At 73.5% G+C, this 19,201-nt stretch carries 16 protein-coding genes; 6 read left to right on the top strand and 10 right to left on the bottom strand.

From position 1 onward, the window contains the following. The 3 genes from V9U70_RS22295 to V9U70_RS22285 form a co-directional block, all read right to left on the bottom strand. Positions 1-625: IS110 family transposase (locus V9U70_RS22295; protein ID WP_336672611.1), on the bottom strand; the 625-nt coding region annotated here is incomplete at its 3' end. 354 nt (positions 626-979) lie between these two features. Next, positions 980-2,545 (bottom strand): hypothetical protein, encoded by a 1,566-nt coding sequence (locus tag V9U70_RS22290; protein WP_336677864.1) that lies wholly within the window; start codon positions 2,543-2,545, stop codon positions 980-982. Between the two features lie 341 nt (positions 2,546-2,886). Beyond that, positions 2,887-4,269 carry an NsdA family TPR-like regulatory protein gene (locus tag V9U70_RS22285; protein ID WP_336677862.1) on the bottom strand — a complete coding sequence of 461 codons (1,383 nt, stop codon included), beginning with the start codon at positions 4,267-4,269 and terminating at the stop codon, positions 2,887-2,889. Between the two features lie 337 nt (positions 4,270-4,606). Here V9U70_RS22285 and V9U70_RS22280 point away from each other — a divergent pair, with 337 nt between their 5' ends. The 3 genes from V9U70_RS22280 (at position 4,607) to V9U70_RS22270 (ending at position 7,819) form a co-directional block, all read left to right on the top strand. Continuing rightward, on the top strand, positions 4,607-5,293 hold the full coding sequence (locus V9U70_RS22280) for a bifunctional DNA primase/polymerase (protein WP_336677861.1): 687 nt from the start codon (positions 4,607-4,609) through the stop codon (positions 5,291-5,293). A gap of 61 nt (positions 5,294-5,354) precedes the next feature. Then, positions 5,355-6,179, top strand: coding sequence for an ABC transporter ATP-binding protein (locus V9U70_RS22275; RefSeq protein WP_336677860.1), 825 nt, complete (start codon positions 5,355-5,357; stop codon positions 6,177-6,179). Next, on the top strand, positions 6,176-7,819 hold the full coding sequence (locus V9U70_RS22270; protein ID WP_336677858.1) for a transporter: 1,644 nt from the start codon (positions 6,176-6,178) through the stop codon (positions 7,817-7,819). Before V9U70_RS22275 ends, V9U70_RS22270 begins: the two co-directional genes overlap by 4 nt. A 295-nt stretch (positions 7,820-8,114) precedes the next feature. Here V9U70_RS22270 and V9U70_RS22265 read toward each other — a convergent pair whose 3' ends face one another. Beyond that, positions 8,115-9,008: an alpha/beta fold hydrolase gene (locus tag V9U70_RS22265; RefSeq protein ID WP_336677872.1), complete on the bottom strand. Its 894-nt coding sequence runs from the start codon at positions 9,006-9,008 to the stop codon at positions 8,115-8,117. Between the two features lie 822 nt (positions 9,009-9,830). Next, entirely contained in the window at positions 9,831-10,523 is a 693-nt protein-coding gene (locus V9U70_RS22260; protein ID WP_336677857.1) for an iron-dependent transcriptional repressor DtxR, read from the bottom strand. Between the two features lie 233 nt (positions 10,524-10,756). Here V9U70_RS22260 and V9U70_RS22255 point away from each other — a divergent pair, with 233 nt between their 5' ends. Continuing rightward, entirely contained in the window at positions 10,757-11,512 is a 756-nt protein-coding gene (locus tag V9U70_RS22255; RefSeq protein WP_336677856.1) for an SIS domain-containing protein, read from the top strand. Positions 11,513-11,630: 118 nt separating this feature from the next. Here the strand turns inward: V9U70_RS22255 and V9U70_RS22250 are convergent, their stop codons facing one another. Both V9U70_RS22250 and pdxH read right to left on the bottom strand, forming a co-directional pair. Then, a complete protein-coding gene (locus V9U70_RS22250) occupies positions 11,631-13,067 on the bottom strand; it encodes a PAS domain S-box protein (protein WP_336677854.1) in 1,437 nt (478 codons plus the stop codon). A gap of 423 nt (positions 13,068-13,490) precedes the next feature. Then, positions 13,491-14,129 (bottom strand): pyridoxamine 5'-phosphate oxidase, encoded by a 639-nt coding sequence (gene pdxH, locus V9U70_RS22245; RefSeq protein WP_336677852.1) that lies wholly within the window; start codon positions 14,127-14,129, stop codon positions 13,491-13,493. A gap of 400 nt (positions 14,130-14,529) precedes the next feature. Here pdxH and V9U70_RS22240 point away from each other — a divergent pair, with 400 nt between their 5' ends. Further along, a complete protein-coding gene (locus V9U70_RS22240; protein ID WP_336677851.1) occupies positions 14,530-15,633 on the top strand; it encodes a citrate synthase 2 in 1,104 nt (367 codons plus the stop codon). Positions 15,634-15,759: 126 nt separating this feature from the next. On the opposite strand, the gene V9U70_RS22235 is transcribed toward V9U70_RS22240, so the two are convergent. The 3 genes from V9U70_RS22235 to V9U70_RS22225 all read right to left on the bottom strand — a co-directional run bounded on the left by V9U70_RS22235 (position 15,760) and on the right by V9U70_RS22225 (position 17,785). Continuing rightward, a complete protein-coding gene (locus V9U70_RS22235) occupies positions 15,760-16,863 on the bottom strand; it encodes a methyltransferase domain-containing protein (protein WP_336677849.1) in 1,104 nt (367 codons plus the stop codon). Next, positions 16,860-16,988 (bottom strand): hypothetical protein, encoded by a 129-nt coding sequence (locus V9U70_RS22230; protein ID WP_336677848.1) that lies wholly within the window; start codon positions 16,986-16,988, stop codon positions 16,860-16,862. Before V9U70_RS22230 ends, V9U70_RS22235 begins: the two co-directional genes overlap by 4 nt. Before the next feature lie 644 nt (positions 16,989-17,632). Further along, positions 17,633-17,785: a hypothetical protein gene (locus V9U70_RS22225; protein ID WP_336677874.1), complete on the bottom strand. Its 153-nt coding sequence runs from the start codon at positions 17,783-17,785 to the stop codon at positions 17,633-17,635. 171 nt (positions 17,786-17,956) lie between these two features. Between V9U70_RS22225 and V9U70_RS22220 the strand changes: the two genes are divergently transcribed. Continuing rightward, positions 17,957-19,201: an NsdA family TPR-like regulatory protein gene (locus V9U70_RS22220; protein ID WP_336677846.1), complete on the top strand. Its 1,245-nt coding sequence runs from the start codon at positions 17,957-17,959 to the stop codon at positions 19,199-19,201.

The raw sequence follows: 19,201 nt of genomic DNA, 5'->3' as shown, positions 1-19,201 counted from the left end.
TCGGGCGGATCAGTTCCACGAGTCTGCGGCGACCGGCTTTGCGCAGGGCGGCCGGGGAGCCGTAACGCTCCAGGAGCCAGGTGACGGCCTGGTGGTCCAGGCGCGGTCCGAGGACGCGTTCGAGGCTGGGGTGGAACTGGGTGAGCAGTCCGCGTATCCGGTTGCTGGTGCGGGTGGTCTCGGCCGCAAGGTCTTGGTCGAAGCCGACGAGTACGGTGAGCTCGGCGGTGATCTCGTCGGTCAGCTCCAGCGAGCGCAGGGTGTGTGGCATGGTGCGGGCCGCGTCCGCGATCACGGCCGCGTCCTTGGCGTCGGTCTTGGCCTCGCCGGGGTAGAGGTCGGCGATCCGGCGCATCGCCAGGCCGGGCAGGTAGGCGACCTTGCAGCCCGCATTGCGGGCGACGGTCAGGGGCAGGGCGCCGATGGAGGCAGGCTGGTCCACGATCACCAGGACGGTGCCGAACTTCGCGGCCAGTTTGTCGAACACGGCCCGCAGCTTCGGCTCGCTGTTGGGCAGCTGCTTGTCGAAGACCTTTTTTCCGGCCGGGGTGAGCCCGTGGCCGTGATGGGTGCTCTTGCCGACGTCCAGGCCGAGGAACACGCCCACGTCTTCGGTGTCGAACATGCCGCCCTTCCAGAGGGTGTTGTCGGTGCCGGCCTCGGCTTCGGTGTCGTACTCGCGCATCCACGTTATGCAGACCTGCCATCCGCGAGCTGTCCGGCGTTGCGCCGGACGGGGTGGCGGCCGGACCTCTGATCAGCGTCTCCGACGGACACCTCCCGGGCCCGGTGACACCACCCCCCAGGTCATCCGTTCGACAGGGGGACACAGTCATGCCGGGCCCGGAGGCCAGCGGCCCCATTGCAGGACCGCGAAAAACATAACGGGGGGTGCTCGGAGCCGGGCCCCGGGAGGCGCGGAGCCCCGGCGCGCCGGGGGACCAGGCCTCCCGGGCGCGCCGGGCGCCGGTGACCGGCCTCAGAGCTCCACGTACGTGTGCTTGGTGAGTCCGTGCTCCTCGGCGATGGCGTTCCAGAGCGCGGACGCCTTCTTCTTGGCCTCGGTGGCCACACCGCTCTGCGTGTCCCCGCGCGCGGTCTCGTTCGTCCTCCGGGCCTGGCCGCCCTTGCAGACGGTCTTGTTCTTCTTGGCCTGCCGGGACCAGGTGGCGTAGTGCTCGTCGGCCGCGGCCGACGCCTTCCACGCGCGGGTCAGCGACGACGTCAGCTCGGCGTGCCGGGGCAGCTGGTCCAGGGTCAGCGCGTCGAGCCGGGTCACCAGGTCGCGGCGTTGCTGGGCGGCTCCCCTGAGGTCGGTGTTCGCCTGGTCCAGGTCCTTGCATGCCTTGACCTTCTCGACCGCGCTGATCACCGCCGCTCGGCTGTTGTTGCTGTCGGCGAGCAGCTTGTCCAGCGCCTCGGCCTGGGGCTTGGCCGGATCGACGGTGGGCTCCGCCGTGGGCTCGGCCGTGGGGGACGCGGCCTGCGAACTCTGCGCCGCGACCGGCTGCTTGTCGTCCTTGCCCGGGTCGTCGCCACCGCTCATCAGCGCGCCCGCGCCGAGCCCGACGACCGCGCAGCCCACGACGACCGCGGCGATCAGGGGAACGTGCGCCGACCGCCTGCGCGGCGGCGCGTCGGCCGGGTACGCCGCCCCGCCCGGCTCCTGACGGCTCTGGAGACCGGGCGGATGGCCCTGCGAGGTCGTGGGCGGCAACGGGGCGCCCTGCCGGGGCCGGTGGCCCTGCCGGTACGGCGGAGGCTGCTGCCCCGCGTCGAGCTGCGGCATCTGCTGGGTGGCGCCCGCCGGCTCGTCCGTACGGAACAGGTTGTCGAACTCCGCGGGCGGGTGCCGGTCCTCCGGCCCCCCCGCCCCGGTCCCGTAGGGGGCCCCTGCGGGCACCGCCGCTATGTACTGCGTCGCGTCCGCGTCTCCGCCCTGCGGCGGCACTCCGGCGGGCCCTGGGCCGCCGGGGACGGGAGCGATGTACTGCGTGGCGTCCGCCTCCCCGCCGGGAGCACCGTGGGCCCCGTGAGCGCCGGTCCCGGACTCCGGCGGCAACGGCTGGGCGTACGGCAGGGGCTGGGCCGGAGGCCGGTGCGCCTGCTGGTGCGGCTGATAGGCCCCGGGCTGCTCATACGGCGCGGCCTGCTGATACGGGCCGGGCTGCTGATACGGCCCGGGCTGCTGGCGCCCCTGATACCCCTCCGGCTGCTGGTACGCGCCGGACTGCTGGGGCTGCTGGTACGCGTCGGACTGCTGGTACATCCCTTGGCCCGGCGGCTGCTGCGCGGGCGGCAGGGGCTGGGCCTGCGGATAGCCGTAGTGGCCCGGCGCCTCCGGCTGCGGCGGCGCGTCGGACTGCGGCCCCCAGGGGCCGCCCCACGGCTGCCCGCCCGCGGGCGCCGTCTGCTCGCCGCCCTGCCCTGCCGCGGGCCCTCCCGGGCTCCACGGGGCGCCCCCGTCGGCGGGCAGCACGACACCCTCGTGCGCGGGTCGTGCGGCGGGGAGCTGCTGCTCGCCGCCCTGTCCGCTCTGCGTCACCAGGACTCCTACGTGTGAACCTACGGAATCGTCGGCTCACGCTATCGGGTGGTCGCCCCCCTCCGCCAAGCGCGTGGTACCCCTCACCACCCCTTCACAGGGCAGGTAACATCCGGCCGGTCCCCGGCGCTGTCGACGGCCGGCGCCGTCAACGCCCGGTGCCGTCGACGGCGGGCGTCAGCAACGACCTGGGGCGTCAACGGCTGCGTCCTGGACACCCGTTGCCGTGGGCGCCCATCCCGGCCCACCGCGGCCGCGACGCGCCCCGCCCCGTGGCCCCGGGCCCTCGGGCCGCAGGACCGCGCGGGGCCCGGTCCGCCGCACTCCGGGCCCCGGGGCGTTCAGGCCGCCTGGAGCTCCAACCGCTGCCCGAACTCCCGCACCGCGGGCTCCTCGGCATACGGGGCGAGGCGCTGCTGGAGGTCGTCGAGATACTCGGCTCCCCGACTGGAGCGCACCGTCCCCAGCAGCTCCATCGCCCGTGTGCCCGTGTGGCAGGCCCGCTCGACCTCGCGCTGCTGCACCTGGGCCGAGGCCAGCAGCACCAGCCCGATCCCCCGGCGGCGGGCCCGCGTCCGCGGCAGCGCGGCCAGCGCCTCCTCGGCCCGCCGGGCGGCCTCCTCCGCCTGCCCCAGGTCCCGGTGGCAGTGGGCCAGTTCGTCCGCGAGGTAGCCCGCGTCGAAGTGCGCGATCCAGGCCGGGTCGTCGCCGGTGTCCGGATCGGCCTGCTCCAGTGCGGCGACCGCCCGCCCCGTCACCACCTGGCAGGACCGGGCGTCGCCGAGCAGGGCGTGCCCCCGGGCCTCCGCGGCGTAGAACATCGCCTGGGCCCGGGGAGTGACCTGCCCCCGGGCCCCTTCCTGGGCCGCGCGGGCCAGTTGGGCGATCTCGCGCGGGTTGCCGAGCTGGGCGGCGAGGTGGCTCATCGATGCGGCGAGCACATAACCGCCGTACGCCCGGTCGCCCGCAGCCTGCGCGAGCCGCAGGGCCTGGATGTAGTACCGCTGGGCGAGACCGGGCTGACCGGTGTCGACGGCCATGTAGCCGCCCAGCTCGCTCAGGCGCGCCACCGCGCCGAACAACGCGCGCCCCACCTGTTCGCGGTAGGCCCCGGTAAGCAGCCCGGAGACCACGCTGTTGAGGTAGTGCACGAGGACGGGGCGCACATGGCCGCTGCCGAAGCGGTGGTCGAGGTCGGTGAGGGCGGCGGTCATCGCCCGCACCGCCTCGACGTCGGTCATGCCGACCCTGGCCCCCGCCGTCCGCTCGACCTGGGGGTCCGTGCCCGAGATCAGCCAGTCGCGGCTGGGCTCGACCAGCGCGGAGGCGGCGACCGCCGAGCCGGTGAGCAGATCACGCCGGCCCACGTCGCTGCGCCACAGCTCACAGACCTGCTCGACGGCGCCGGCCACGGTCGGCGCGTACTGGAGGCCGACGCCAGAGGCCAGGTTCTTGCCGTTGGCCATGCCGATCTCGTCGATCGTGACCGTACGGCCGAGCTTGCGGCCGAGCGCCTCGGCGATGATGCCCGGGGCCCGCCCCCGCGGCTGCTGGCCGCGCAGCCAGCGGGCGACGGACGTCTTGTCGTAGCGCAGGTCGAGCCCGCGTTCGGCCCCGACCATGTTCACGCGGCGCGCGAGGCCCGCGTTGGAACAGGCGGCTTCCTGGATGAGCGTCTGGAGCCGTTCGTTGGGCTGGCGGGCTACGAGAGGCCTTGCTGCCATATGTCCCCCTGGAACAGTAGGTATGGGCAGTGATCGGTGGAAGGGGATCACTGCCCGGCGCATACACAAGAAATGCGCATATTCCTCGGCATTCGGTACGGTCGCGGCGTGTTGACGCCGTGACCGCGGCTCTGTCGATGGTTCCGGTGCGGCTCCTGACGGCCCTCTTGCCGGTGGCCCGGCGACGCCGGCGGCGGTGGTCCCGGTGGTGGTTACCCGCCCTTCGGCGCGACGCCGCACGCGCGCCCCCGCCCATGCACCGATGCGCCCCGTGTGAGGGCGCGGTGCGCCGTGTCCCCGCCCGCCACGCCCGTAACTCCGGTTGGCGGCGGGAGTTGTGCTGGTCGTGGAAGAGCCCATCGGAGTCACGGAAGCCGCACAGGTCCCTCAGCAGCGGGGGGACCACCTGCTCGACGCCGCGGTGCGGTATGCGGAGGAGCGTCACTGGGACGTGTTCCCCGGCACCTGGCTGGAGGCGGTGGACGGTGCGGAGCGCTGCTCCTGCGGCGAGCCCGCCTGCCCCCGGCCCGGCGCGCACGCGCCCCGGCCCGACTGGGCGGGCGGGGCGACGGGCAGCGGCGCGGCCGCCCGGCGCCTGTGGACCCGGCAGCCGCGCGCCTCGGTGCTGCTGCCGACCGGGCGCGCCTTCGACGCGCTCGACGTCCCCGAGTCCGCGGGGTTCCTGGCGCTGGCCCGGATGGAGCGGATGGACGTGACGCTCGGCCCGGTCACCCGCACGCCCGACCGGCGCATGCTGTTCTTCGTCCTGCCTGGCGCGGCGGCCAAGGCCTTTGAGCTGGTGCGCGCGCTGGGCTGGGACGCCGCGGCGATCGATCTGACCGCCCGCGGCGAGGGCCACTACATCGCCGCCCCGCCGACCCGGGTCGGCGGACGCGGGGCCGTGCAGTGGGCCCGCAGGCCCACCCACGCCAACCGCTGGCTGCCCGAGGTGGAGGAGTTGATCAGCCCGCTGTCCTACGCGTGCGCACGCGCGGCGGCCGACGCGCGCACCCGCGTCCCGTAGGGGCCCGGCGCCCCTTTCGTAGGGTGGTCCCTGTTCAGCGGGGATATCGAAAGGTTGTGCCATGCCGGACCAGGCAAACGCACGTACGGAGACAGAGGCGGCGGGCGGTGCGCGTCCACCGCGGCCCGCCGTGCGCATACAGGGGCTGTGGAAGCGGTTCGGGGACCAGGTCGCCGTGTCGGGGATCGATCTGGAGGTCCCGGCGGGGAAGTTCATCGGGCTGGTGGGGCCCAACGGCGCGGGCAAGACGACCACGCTCTCCATGGTCACCGGGCTCCTCCGGCCGGACATGGGCACGATCGAGGTCGCGGGCCACGACGTGTGGGCGGACCCGGTCGAGGTGAAGTCCCGGATCGGGGTGCTGCCGGAGGGGCTGCGGCTCTTCGAGCGACTCTCGGGGCGTGAACTGCTCGCGTACAACGGCCGGTTGCGGGGGCTGCCCGGCGACGAGGTCGACAAGCGGGCCACCCAGCTGCTGGACGTGCTGGACCTCGCGGGCTCGCAGCACAAGCTGGTCGTGGACTACTCCACCGGCATGCGGAAGAAGATCGGGCTGGCGGCCGCCCTCCTCCACAACCCCGAAGTGCTCTTCCTGGACGAGCCGTTCGAGGGCGTCGACCCGGTCTCCGCCCAGACGATCCGCGGTGTGCTGGAGCGCTACACCCGGTCCGGGGCGACGGTGGTCTTCTCCAGCCATGTGATGGAGCTCGTCGAGTCGCTGTGCGACTGGGTGGCCGTGATGGCGGCGGGCCGGATCAAGGCCCACGGCACGCTCGCCGAGGTGCGCGGCGACGCGCCCTCCCTTCAGAGCGCCTTCCTCGAACTGGTCGGCGCGGGCGGCCGGGACGCCGGCGACTCCCTCGACTGGCTGGGCGGCTCCCGATGAGCGTGCTGGACGCCCCGGCGGGCGCCGCCGCCCCAGCGGCCTCTGCCCAGGGCCTGACCTCCGTCTTCGTCCGGCTGAAGCTGACGCTCCTGCGGAACGGGCTGCGGCAGTCGTCCGGGCGGAAGGCCGCGTTCGTCGTCTCGCTCGTCCTCACCCTGCTGCTCGCCGCCGGCCAGGTGCTGGGCCTGGTCCTGCTGCGCGGCAACGAGCACGCGGGCACGGTCGTGGTGCTGCTCACCGGCGTGGTGGCGCTCGGCTGGGCGGTGCTGCCGCTGTTCTTCCCGAGCGGGGACGACACCCTCGACCCGACCCGGCTGGTGATGCTGCCGCTGCGGCCCCGGCCGCTGATCCGGGCCCTGCTGGTGTCCTCGATGATCGGCATCGGCCCTCTGTTCACCCTGTGCCTGGTGGCCGGCTCGGTGCTCGCGCTGGCGCACGGGGCGGCGGGCGTGGCGTTCGGGGTCCTCGCGGTCCCGCTGACGATGCTGCTCTGCGTGGCGCTGTCACGCGCGGTGGCCACGGCCAACGTCCGGCTGCTGAACTCCCGCAAGGGCCGCGACCTCGCGGTGCTCAGCGGGCTGGTGATCGCGGTGGGCATCCAGTTCGTCAACTTCGGCGCGCAGCGGATCGGCCAGTCCGGCGGACTCTCGGCCCTGGAACCCGCGGCGGACGTGGTCCGCTGGCTGCCCGGCGCCTCCGCCGTGGGGGCGGTGGACTCGGCGTCGGACGGCGCGTACGGGGTCGCGGTCCTCCAGACGTTCATCACGGTGGGCGCCCTGGCCGCGCTGGTGTGGATGTGGCAGCGGAGCCTGACGCGGTTGATGACCTCACCGGACGGCTCGACGCTGGCCGCGGCGGAACCGTCCCGCAAGGAGTCGGGGACCGGCCGCACCGGTCTCTCGGCGCTGCTCCCGGAGGGCCGCACGGCGACGGTGGTCCAGCGCGGCCTGCGGTACGTGGCGCGGGACCCGAAGACGAAGGCCGCCTGGGTGACGGCGTTGGCCATCGGGGCGATCGTGCCGCTGCTCAACGCGTTGCAGGGCGCCGGCTCCGTGTACTTCGCGTGCTTCGCCGCCGGGATGCTCGGCATGCAGATGTACAACCAGTTCGGTCAGGACACCTCTGCCTTCTGGATGGTGGCGCTGACGATCTCCTCGACCCGGGACGCTTACGTCGAGCTGCGGGCCCGGGCGCTGACCCTGTTGCTGATCACCCTGCCGTACACGCTGGTGGTCTGCGTGGGGACGGCGGCGCTGGTCGGTGACTGGCAGTCGCTGCCGGGGGCGCTGGGACTGTCCTTCGCCCTGCTGGGCGCGATGCTGGCGACGGGGGCGGTCGCCTCGGCGCTGTCCCCGTACTCCATTCCGCAGGACGGCGCGTTCAAGAACGCCGTCCCGGGTCAGGCCGGTCTGGTCTGGATGTCGATCCTCGGCGGCATGCTGGCCGCCGCGCTGCTGGCCGCGCCGGTGATCGCGCTGACGGTCTGGGCCCACCTCGCGGACCACCACGACGGGCTGTGGCTGCTGGTGCCGGCCGGTCTCGGCTACGGGGCGCTCGTCGGGTGGGCGGGGCTGCGGTTCGCCGCACCGCGCACCGCGAACCGGCTGCCGGAGATCCTGGCGGCGGTCAGCAAGGGCTGACGCACCGGCGGGCGGCGGACCGGGGCGGGGCAGGGACAGCCCCGGGCCAGGGCGGGGCTGGGCGGGGCGGCCAGGCTGGACCGGTGCGGGCGGACGGGTACGGGGCCCGGGCTCATGGGCTCGCAGCGGGTCGCACGGGCGGTGCGGGTCACACGGGCGGTGCCTGGTCGCACGGGCAGCACGGCGCGCACGGGCAGCACGGCACGCGGGCGGTGCGGCACGCACGGGCCAACACGGGCTGCGGGCTGCGGGCTGCGGGTCGGGCGCCACGCTCGGGTCGGCCGCTCCGTGCGGCTTACGGCGCGACCGGTTCGCGATCCTCCCGGCTGTCCTCCGCGAGCTGCTCCAGGAACGGCTCCACCGCCGCCCGCCAGCCCTCCGGCTGGTCGTAGTGGACGAGGTGCCCCGCGTCCGCCACCTCCGCGTACTGGCCGCGGGGCAGCACCCGGACCATCTCCTGGGCCTCGGCACGGCCCAGCTCACCGTCGAGGCCGCGCAGCACCAGGGTGGGGCAGCGCACCTGGGCCAGCTCGTCCCAATGGGCGTCGAAGACCCAGGTGGCGCGGGAGCGGAGCATGTGGCGGCGGGAGAAGACCGGGCGCCAGCCGTCCTCCCGCTCGGCCATCACCTCGGCGTAGAACTCGCCGCGCGAGGGGTTCGGCCGTTCGACCCAGGGGTCGTCCTCGCCGAACCACTTCCGTACGTCGGCGAGGGTGGCGAAGGGCAGGGGCCAGGCGTCGAACCAGTCGCTCCACTCGCGCTGGGAGGCCGCACCGAGGGAGGAGGCCCGCATGTCGCAGATGACGAGGGCGCGGACGAGGTCGGGGCGCTTGGCGGCGAGCTGCCAGCCGGTGAGCGCTCCCATGGCGTGACCGACGATGGTGACGGGGCCGAGTTCGAGCTGTTCTATCGCGGCCTCGACGTCAAAGACGTAGGCGTCGCGGGTGAAGGGGCCGTCGGCGGGCTTCTCGCTGCGGCCGTGGCCGCGCTGGTCGAGGCCGACCGCACGGTAACGCTCGGCGAGCCAGCGGGCGGTCGGAGCCCAGTGGGAGGCCCGTCCCATCAGTCCGTGCAGCAGTAAGACCCCCGGCGCGCTGTCGTTCTCCGCACGCCCCTTGGGCGGATCGGCGAACTCCCACGCCGCGAGGCGTACGCCGTCGAATCCGGTCACATCGATGCGCCGCACCATGAATCCTGGCATCTCCTTCTGGTCCTCGATCACCCTGGCCCCCGCTCGCCGTGTGGTCGCACCCCGCCAGGCTATCGAACATTTATTCGAGAACAGGGTTTCGCCACCCAACACCCCACCTTCGAGTGACACCCGTCAACGATTGACGCCGTCCGTCGGGGGGAGATCTTCACCGGGAGGCGGGCCGCTCGGGGACAAGGGCCCGCAGGGGACGACCTTGAGAGCTCGGGGCTCCGGGTCGACACAGGGGAGGACAGGCCCCGGCGTCCTCGGACGCCGGGGCCGCACCTCGTCCGGGAGCGGCGGCCCCGGAGCCGACTCCGGGACGGGCCCTCCAAGGCCGCCGGGCCCCCTGCGGCCACCGCCGGGGCCACTGCGGCGGCGATGGACGGGCCCGCTTCGACAACAATGGCGAGCGGTGGCGCGACGCCCGCCCCGCCCTTCAGAACCAGGGCGCCTGGAAGCCCGCCACCGGACACCGTCCGGTGCGCGTGCCGGTACGACGGGTGCATGCCCTGCTCCCTCCCCGACCGTGCCGACCGCAGCCGGCCGACACCCTCAGGTCCTCTGCCTGGCCTCAGCCTGGCACGGGATGCGTCCGGGCGCTGCGATTCCGGACGGAAACCGGGAAGCGCACATCACGGTTCGGTCGCCATGACGGCCCCGAAACCGCCGTCGCCGGGGCCGCGTCGGCGCCCCGCCCCGGCGACGCGGGCGGACGCCGCGCCCTCTCCCCGGCGACGAGGACTGCCGACGCCTCAGCGCTCGGCGCCCCACGACTGCCGACACCTCAGCGCTTGGCGCCCGACGACTGCCGACACCTCAGCGCTTGGCGACGAAGACGTGCGACGCGATGTCCGCGCCGAGCTCGGCCGCCTCCCCGCTGGAGCCGACCAGCACCCCGCCGGGCGACTCGGTCACGCTGACCACGGAACCGGGCTGCACCCCGGCCCTGCGCAGCGTGTACATCAGCTGGGCGTCGGTCTGGATCGGCTCCCCGATCCGCCGCACCACCACCGTCTTGCCCTCTGGGCCCGGGTCCAGCTCGGACAGGCTCACCATGGACTCGTCCAGGAACGGATCGGCCTCGGCCTCCTCGCCCAGCTCCTCCAGCCCCGGGATGGGGTTCCCGTACGGCGACTCCGTCGGGTGCCGCAGCAGCTCCAGCACCCGCCGCTCCACCGCCTCGCTCATCACGTGCTCCCAGCGGCAGGCCTCGGCGTGCACCTGCTCCCACTCCAGGCCGATCACGTCGACGAGCAGGCACTCGGCGAGCCGGTGCTTGCGCATGACGCGCGTGGCGAGGCGGCGGCCCTCCTCTGTCAGCTCCAGGTGGCGGTCGCCGGCGACCTGGACCAGCCCGTCGCGCTCCATGCGGGCCACCGTCTGACTGACGGTGGGACCACTCTGGTCCAGCCGTTCAGCGATGCGGGCGCGCATGGGGACCACACCTTCCTCTTCCAGTTCGAGGATGGTGCGGAGATACATCTCCGTGGTGTCGATCAGTCCGGACATACGTGCCCCTCGGTGCTGTGACAAAAAACGTCGTGCGACGGCCCTGCCCCAATTCTGACCCATCGCGACGCCAACCGTGCCGCCCCGGTGCGAGACCACCCGGTCGAGGCCGTCAGGCGCTATTGACAGGCCACTGGTCCAGACCGCAACGTGATCGGCGGCACCGGCATTCCCAGCCGTCGGACGCCCCTGTGCCCCCTCCCGCCCCACCCCCGCCGAAAGGGCTCTCCTCGATGAGCGAAAGCAAGCTGGCCGGTCAGTTCTTCGACGCAGCGATCGGCTTGCTGACCCGGGTGCGGGACGAGGAGTCGGGCAGCATCGCCGCCGCCGGCACGGCGATCGCCGACACCGTCGTGGCGGGCGGGCGGCTGTTCGCCTTCGGGGCGGGGCACTCCTCGCTCGCCGCCCAGGACGTCGTCTACCGGGCGGGCGGCCTGGCCCTGATGAACCTGCTCACCGTCCCCGGCACCACGGGTGTGGACGTCATGCCGGCCACGCTCGGCTCTGCGCTGGAGCGGGTGGACGGCCTGGCCTCTGCGGTCCTGGACTCCAGCCCCGCCACCGCCGGGGACGTCCTCGTGATCATCTCGCTGTCGGGGCGCAACGCCCTGCCCGTCGAAATGGCCCAGAACGCCCGCGCCCTCGGACTGAAGGTCATCGGCGTCACCTCGGTCGCCTACGCGGAGAACACCCGCTCCCGGCACACCTCCGGCGGGTTCCTGCGCGACCACTGCGACATCGTCCTGGACAGCAAGATCGCCATCGGTGACGCGGAGCTGACGGCCCCCGGCGTCGAGGCGCCCTTCGCCCCGGCCTCCACCGTGGTGACCAGCGCGATCATGCAGGCGATGATGGCGGCCGCCGCGGAGGAGCTGGTGGCCCGGGGCGTCGAGCCGCCGCTCCTGCGCTCGGGGAACGTCGACGGCGGCCACGAGTGGAACGGCCGGGTCATGACGGAGTACCGGGAGCGGATCTTCTACCGCCACTGACGGCACACCGGGCCGCGCCACGACGGAACGCGCCCACGGGAGCCCGCCCTCCGGACGCCACCACGGGGACGCCCCCCGGGCCGCACCACGGGGGCGGTCCCCCCGGGCCGTCGCCCCGCTACGGCGCGCCCGCCCCGTCCGCCTGCGGCCCCGACGTCGCCCGGGCCAGGTCGACCGCGCCCGCGACCCGGGCCGCCACCGTCTCCGCGTACGCCGTGTCCGGGCGTTCGAACGCGGCCCGGTTCGCCGCGCGCAGGAAGGTCAGCACGCCCAGCGTCCGCCCCCGGCTGCGGAGCACCGCGCACAGCGCGTGCGCCGCGTCCGGGGGCCAGCGGCGCTCGGCCGCCCAGGCCGGGCCCGCGTCGGCGGAGGCCACGCTCGTACGGACCGTGCCGGTGCGCTCGACCGACGCGAGCGCGGGGTGGCCGGGGCCGTAGCGGGCCGGGGCGGAGCCGCCGGAGACCGGGAGGCAGGGGCCCGGGGCGTCGAACGGGGTGGCCGCCGTACGGACCAGGCGCTCGCCCGCCACCAGGTCGACCAGGACGTGGTCGGCGAAGCCGGCCAGCGCGAAGTCCAGCAGGGCGGTCGCCGCCTCCATCGGGTCCTCGCATTCGGACGCCGCGCGGGCCGCCCGGTGCAGCTGGCTCGTCCGGAAGCGCAGCCGGTCCGCCTCCTGCTCCGCGAGCTTCGCCGCCGTGACGTCCCGGAACAGCCAGCCCAGCCCGAGCGGAACCGGTTCTTCCGTCAGCGGCGACGCCAGCCGCAGGAAGCCGCTGCGCCAGCACCGGCGGCGCTCGCCCTCCGCGGTCCGCAGCGTCACCCAGAACTCCGCCGGGTCGCTCGGCGCACCGTCGGCCAGCACATGCTGAAGGGCGGCCTCCAGCTCCTCGACGCCCTGGGCGACCAGCTCGCCGAGGGGGCGGCCCAAGAGGCCGGTGCGCCCGCCGCCGAGCGCGCGGGCGGCGTAGGCGTTGACCACGGTCGGGCGGAGGTCGACGTCGACGAGCACCACGCCCCAGGCCGCGTCCTCCAGCAGCGCCTCGCTCAGCGCGATGGCCCGCTCCAGATCGATCTGGGCGTGCACCTCGCTGAACGCGCAGTAGACCCCGGCAGGCCTCCCGTCCGCACCGCGCACCCCGGCGGACTGGGTCCGCACGAGCACCCGGCCGCCGTCCTTGCGCAGCAGCGCGAACTCGTGCACCTGCCGCCCCGGGGCGCCCATGGCGGCCATCAGCCGCGCCTGTACCTCGTCCGCGTCGGCCCGGCGCACCGCCCAGCCGGCGAACCCGGTGCGCCCGACGGCCTCCTCTGCGGACCAGCCGAGAATGCGCTCGGCCTCCCGGTTCCAGTGGGTGACGGCGCCGCGTGCGTCGAACGCGCAGAGCGCGGCGTCCATGCCGTCGAGCAGAGCCGCCAGCAGCCGGGAGCCGTCCGGCCCGTCGCCGGCCCCGCCGCCCCCGGGTCCCTGGCCCCCGGGCCCACCCGGCCGCCCGCCGCCGGGAACCTCGTCCGGCCCGAGCGCGTCGGTGGTCCCGCTGCTCCTGGAAGCACTCACTCCGTACCCCCCGCAGAACGTGTCCGCCGTTTCCCCTCGCGTCGCCGCGCGTATCGCCGCACGTCACACCATTCAACTCGAACGTGGCGCGGCGCACAGCCCTCTTCGCCGAATAAATGGCTTGAACCGCAGAGGAGACGGCTCCTAGGCTGAGACCAGCGAAGAAAGGAGGTGTTCCGGAAGTGATTTCTTTTCGGACTCGTGAGGTGACTGCGGGCTGACGCCCGTTCGTCGCGCTCTTTGCCGTGCAGGCCGGACGTCGGCCAATCCACAGCAGTCACCGACCCGCAGGCTCGCCGGTAAGTCCGGCCGGCTCCTCTGTGCACGGAGGAACCAGAGCCTGCGGGTTTCTGCGTTGCCGGGGCCCGGCTCCGGGAGCGAGGCCCCCGAACTCACAGGGGCGGGCGGTGAAGGCCCCCGCGCTCACGGGCAGAGCCGCTCCACCCGCCAGGCCGCGGGCGTCCCCTCCCCCTCGCGCACGTACCGCAGCCGGTCGTGCAGCCGGTTCTCGTGGCCCTGCCAGAACTCGATCGCCTCCGGAATCACCCGGAAGCCGCCCCAGTGCGGCGGGGCCGGGACCTTCTCGCCCTCCGGGTAGCGGGCGGCCAGCTCCTCGTAGCGGGTGATCAGCTCCTGGCGGGAGCCGACCGGCGTGGACTGGGCGCTGGCCCACGCGCCGAGCTGGGAGCCGTGCGGGCGGGTCCGGAAGTAGCCGACGGTCTCCTCACGCGGCACGCGGGAGGCGGTGCCGGTGACGATGACCTGGCGGGCCATCGGGTGCCAGGGGAAGAGCAGCGAGACGTACGGGTTCGCGGCCAGTTCGCGGCCCTTGCGGGAGTCGTAGTTCGTGAAGAAGACGAAGCCCCGGGTGTCGTACTGCTTCAGCAGCACGGTGCGCGAGGACGGGCGGCCGTCCGGGGTGGCGGTGGAGACGACCATCGCGTTGGGCTCGTGCAGCACTCCGCCCACGGCGACCTGGCGGAACCAGCGGGCGAACTGGTCCATCGGATCGGAGCTCAGGTCGTCCTCGGTGAAGTCCTCCGAGCGGTACTGCTCGCGCATGGCCGCCGGATCGGTGGTGCAATCGGTGCGGGGGCCGTCGAGGCCTTCGGGAGGCCGCGTGGCCCCCGACGGCCGGGGGCCACGGCCGTCGCCGGAGGAAGGAGCATGGTGCGCGGCTGCGCGATCCGGTGCGGGCACAGCGTGATCCGGACGCGGCACGGAGTGATCTGATGTGGGCACGGAACCCATCCTGCCGCAGCGACCGAGTGTGCCCGGCGTCGAGGGGCCGTAACCGCGCACCGCCGAAATGGGGCCCTGTGCCGGATGTCACGCTTCCCCGTATGGGAGGAACCCGCCAATATCTTGGGGCGGGCCCCTGTGGCCTTCGTACAGCGGCGGCCGTCGTCCCCTGCCTTCGTAGGTCCACGGCCGCCGACCGCCGATCTGAGGGAGCCGCCTGATGTCCGACTTCGTACCCGGTCTTGAGGGAGTCGTCGCGTTCGAAACGGAGATCGCCGAGCCGGACAAGGAGGGCGGTTCGCTCCGCTATCGCGGGGTCGACATCGAGGACCTCGTCGGCCAGGTCTCCTTCGGCAACGTGTGGGGCCTGCTCGTCGACGGGGCGTTCAACCCCGGTCTGCCGCCCGCCGAACCGTTCCCGATCCCCGTCCACTCCGGTGACATCCGCGTGGACGTGCAGTCGGCGCTGGCCATGCTCGCCCCGGTGTGGGGCCTGAAGCCGCTGCTGGACATCGACGAGGCGACCGCCCGCGACGACCTGGCGCGCGCGGCCGTGATGGCCCTGTCGTACGTCGCCCAGTCGGCGCGCGGCCAGGGGCTGCCGATGGTGCCGCAGAGCGAGATCGACAAGGCGCAGTCCGTGGTGGAACGCTTCATGATCCGCTGGCGCGGCGAGCCGGACCCCCGGCACGTCAAGGCGGTCGACGCCTACTGGACGTCCGCGGCCGAGCACGGGATGAACGCCTCCACCTTCACCGCCCGGGTCATCGCCTCGACCGGGGCCGATGTGGCGGCCGCCCTGTCCGGCGCGGTGGGCGCGATGTCCGGCCCGCTGCACGGCGGCGCGCCCTCCCGCGTCCTCGGCATGATCGAGGAGATCGAGCGCACCGGCGACGCGACGGCGTACGTCAGGAAGGCGCTGGACCAGGGCGAGCGCCTGATGGGCTTCGGCCACCGCGTCTACCGGGCCGAGGACCCGCGCGCCCGCGTGCTGCGCCGTACGGCCCGTGAGCTCGCCGCACCGCGCTTCGAGGTGGCGGAGGCGCTGGAGAAGGCCGCGCTGGAGGAGCTGCACAACCGGCGGCCCGACCGGGTCCTCGCCACCAACGTGGAGTTCTGGGCGGCGATCGTGCTGGACTTCGCGGAGATCCCGGCGCACATGTTCACCTCGATGTTCACCTGCGCCCGCACGGCCGGCTGGTCCGCGCACATCCTGGAGCAGAAGCGCACCGGCCGCCTGGTGCGCCCGTCGGCGACCTACGTGGGGCCGGGGACGCGCGACCCGCGCGAGATCGACGGATACGCGGACATCGTCGCGCTCTGAGGCGGGGCGGCGGGCGACCGGGGCGGCGGGCCGGGGCCCGGCGCTCCCCTGGCGGCCTGGACCAGCGCCCGGGCGCCCCGGGGCGCCCGGGACACCGGCCCGTCGAGTGCTCTTCCAGGGCGGCCCCTACGGCCTCGTGGGCCCGATCGGAGCACCCTGGTCACGAAGCCAGACGCGCTGCCCCCGGTCGGTCACGGTCAGCCCGAACTGATCGGCGTCGGGACGGCCGAGCCTTTCGTACTCCTGCCAGACCTGCTCGATCTCCTCCCACAGAAGCCCCGGCCCGTACTGCCACACCTCCTCCCCGCTCGCGGTCGTCGCGGCAGCCCCGTCCTCACGCGTCGCCCACACCCGGGCGCCTGCCCCGGTGGCCTGGTGGACGAGCCGCACGCCCGGCAGCCGGGCCCCCGCGTACAGCGCGAACCCGAGGGTCAGCAGCCGGGCGGGGTCCAGGCCTGCGGCGCGGGCCCTCCCCTTGCCCCGCACCTCATGGAGGTCGGCCGCGCGGTGCGACCGCATCGGCATGTAGGACGCCCCGCCGCAGAACGTCCCGGTCGCGGTGGCGTCGCCCTGGACGTGCAGCCGGACCAGCGCCCCGGACCAGAACGCGCGGGCGAGCGGAGCTACCACGATCCCGCCGGGCCGGACCTGTCGGAGCAGCGCGTACGGCACGTGACGGAGGGCGCACGTGGCGATCAGCCGGTCGACCGGGGCCAGGCCCGGCCACGGCTGCTCGCCGTCCCCGACCCGCAGGTGCGGCCGGTACCCGGCCCGCGCGAGGGCCTCGGCCGCTCGCCGGGCCAGGGCGGGGTCCACTTCCACACTGTGGACCCGATCGTCTCCGAGCCGCTCCGAGAGCAGCGCGGCGACATATCCCGTACCGGTGCCGATCTCCATGACCCGCTGCCCGTCCTCCACTCCGAGCAGCCCGAGCATCCGGGCGACCATCGACGGCATCGAGCTGGACGACGTCGCCACACCGGGTCCGTGCTCGGCCCCGTCGTCGATCTGCGTGACGACGGGTTCGTCGCTGTTGACCAGGGCCAGCCACGCGTCCGCCCCCACGACCGGCTCGCACCGGTCGGGCGACTGCCGCCAGATGTCCGCTGGGACGAACCGGCTGCGCGGTACGGCCTCGAACACCTGCCGCCACCGGGCGTCCAGGAGCCCTCGGTCGGCGAGAGCCTGCACCAGGGCCGGATAGGTGGGGGCCTGCTGTGCGGTGCTCACGGCTGCGGGGCGTGCTGAGGGCCGCTGCCGTCCGGAGAGGGCTTGGGCTCCGAGGGCGGGGCCCACGGCTTGTCGGAGGGTGCGCCGCCGTGCTTGCCGTCGTCGGTCAGCGGGGTACTGCTCATCGTGCATCTCCTCTGTGTGGTGGGGTCGTTCAGCTGCCGGGGGGAGGGAGTCGGTCGAGACCGTACGGCGGAAAGAGGTTGACGCGACACGGACAGCCGCCCTCGGCACAGGCGCGGCACAGGAGGTCCCGGCCTTGTTGCGTGTGCCGTACGGCGGTGGCCGGGGCGCGCCAACACGTCTCACAGGCGAGGACATCCGTAGCCGACCTGCGGATCACTCTGCTTCCCGGAGGGTGGCTGCCGTCGTGTGACACGGACAGGCGCATCCCGGCCGCAGGCAGAGTTCATGCGCGGCGGCCAGATGCGTCATGCAGGCCCCGCGGCACACAACGCCGTACGAGCCCTCCGCGCCGGCCGGCACCTCGTCTGGATGGATCTCCGCTTCCCCGGACAGATCGGCTTTGGTGGTGCGGTCACCGCGCCTCAGCAGCGTCACACCGTGCTCGGGGCAGTGGGCACCGCTATGGTCCTCGACCGGGAAGTCGTGCACATCGCCCTCCGCGTAGCACCTCATCCCCGAGTCTTCCGCCAGGCACGGGCCAGTTCGGCGGCCGTCGGGCAGCAGAATCCGGTTCGGCAGGTGGAACAGTGCTGAGTGTGCCCGAGCCACATCCGGTAGGCGGCGTCTCCCGAAGCAGCGGTCCTCACGACGCGCCCTCGGCACAGGCGGTGCACGTGCAGGCGGGGAACCGGTGCGACAGTTCGGTCCCTTCGAGCGGTGTCACCTCGAATTCTTCCCGCAGGACTCGAACAGTGCCGGTGCGATTCACCTCATACACCTTCAGCGTCATCGGCACGGTCGTCTCCCTGTCCAAATCGGTGGGCTCTGTCATTCCGTTGCGGGGCCCGTTGCCACCGCCTGATGATGTGCCACTACTCCAAGGAGGAAATAGGCCATTGCATGGCCACGCGTGGCCATCTGGCGGCCACGGCCGGGAGAGCGGACGATGGCGCCTCACACTGAACACATGGGCCGTAATGACGCGCTACGAGCCGCCCGCTTACGCCGTGCGTGGCGGACCGTCGAGGCCGCTGCCGGAGCACTGACCGAGCACGGGCAGCAGCTCCTGGGTGACCGTCAGTTCACCGTGTCTGCACGGACGTGGCGCCGCTGGGAAGGCGAGCGACCGGGGTGGCCGGCGGAAGAGACCGCGATCGTGCTCCATGACGCCCTCGGCCGGTGGCCCGAGGACCTGGGCTTCACGACACCACCGGGCTGGATGCGGCCCGAGCACCATGAGGAGGAACAGGCGAACCGCCGGGCCTTCAACTCCGTCACCGCGGCGGCACTCGTCGCCGGTCCGGTGAGCCCACAGCACGTCGACCCTGCTCTGGTCGACTACTTCCAGCAGCAGTTGGAGGGGCACTACCGGGCTGACATGCTCCTTGGCCCCCACGACCTGATCGGCACGGTGTCCGCGCAGTACCAGCTCATCGACAAGTTGGTGCGCTCCGCGAAGGGCGAGACGCGGCGTGGTCTGCTGCGCGCGGGCGCGGCCTATGCGGCGCTCATCGGCTGGCTGTACCAGGACGCCGGCGACATGGACGGCGCGGCGTTCTGGCGAGGCGTGACGCAGGAGATAGCGACGCGATCCCGCGACTTGCACCTCATCGGGTATTCGCTGGTGAATCAGGCACAGGTGCGTACCGATCTGGGCGACGGCCATGCGGTCCTCGAGCTGTGCGAGGCCGTCCTGGACGATGCCGACCGACTCGTTCCGAAGGTGAGGATCATGGCGATGCAGCAGCAGGCGCACGGGGCCAGCCTCACGGGCGAACGGCGTGCTGTCGATCACCTCCTGGACCAGGCCGAACGCTTGCTGCCCGCCGTTGACGACGACCTGCCGTGGGGCAACGCATGCCGCCGCACGCCGGGATACCTGGAGGTGCAGCGGGCCACCTGTTACGGACGGCTCGGCCTCGGCGCCGAGGCCGGAGCCCTGTGGGCGCACGTGCTGGCGGGGGTGCCCGAGACAGCTCGCCGAGACCGCGGGGTGTACATGGCTCGACAGGCAACCGCCGCCGCAGCAGCCCGCGAGCCGGACCAGGCAGTGGAGATCGCCCGCGCCGTGGCCACGATTGCTGTCGAGACCCGCTCCGCCCGTATGCGTCGAGAGCTTGCCGCGCTGGAACGGGCGATGCGCCCGTGGCACGATGCCCCGGTCGGCCGGGACCTCGGGGAGATCCTGGCACCGGTGGCCGAAGGGAGCTGA

Source organism: Streptomyces pratensis, from assembly GCF_037137275.1.
Lineage (GTDB): Bacteria > Actinomycetota > Actinomycetes > Streptomycetales > Streptomycetaceae > Streptomyces > Streptomyces pratensis_B.
The sequence above is the reverse complement of the archived record's forward strand: the minus strand, read 5'-3'. Positions and strand labels throughout refer to the sequence as shown.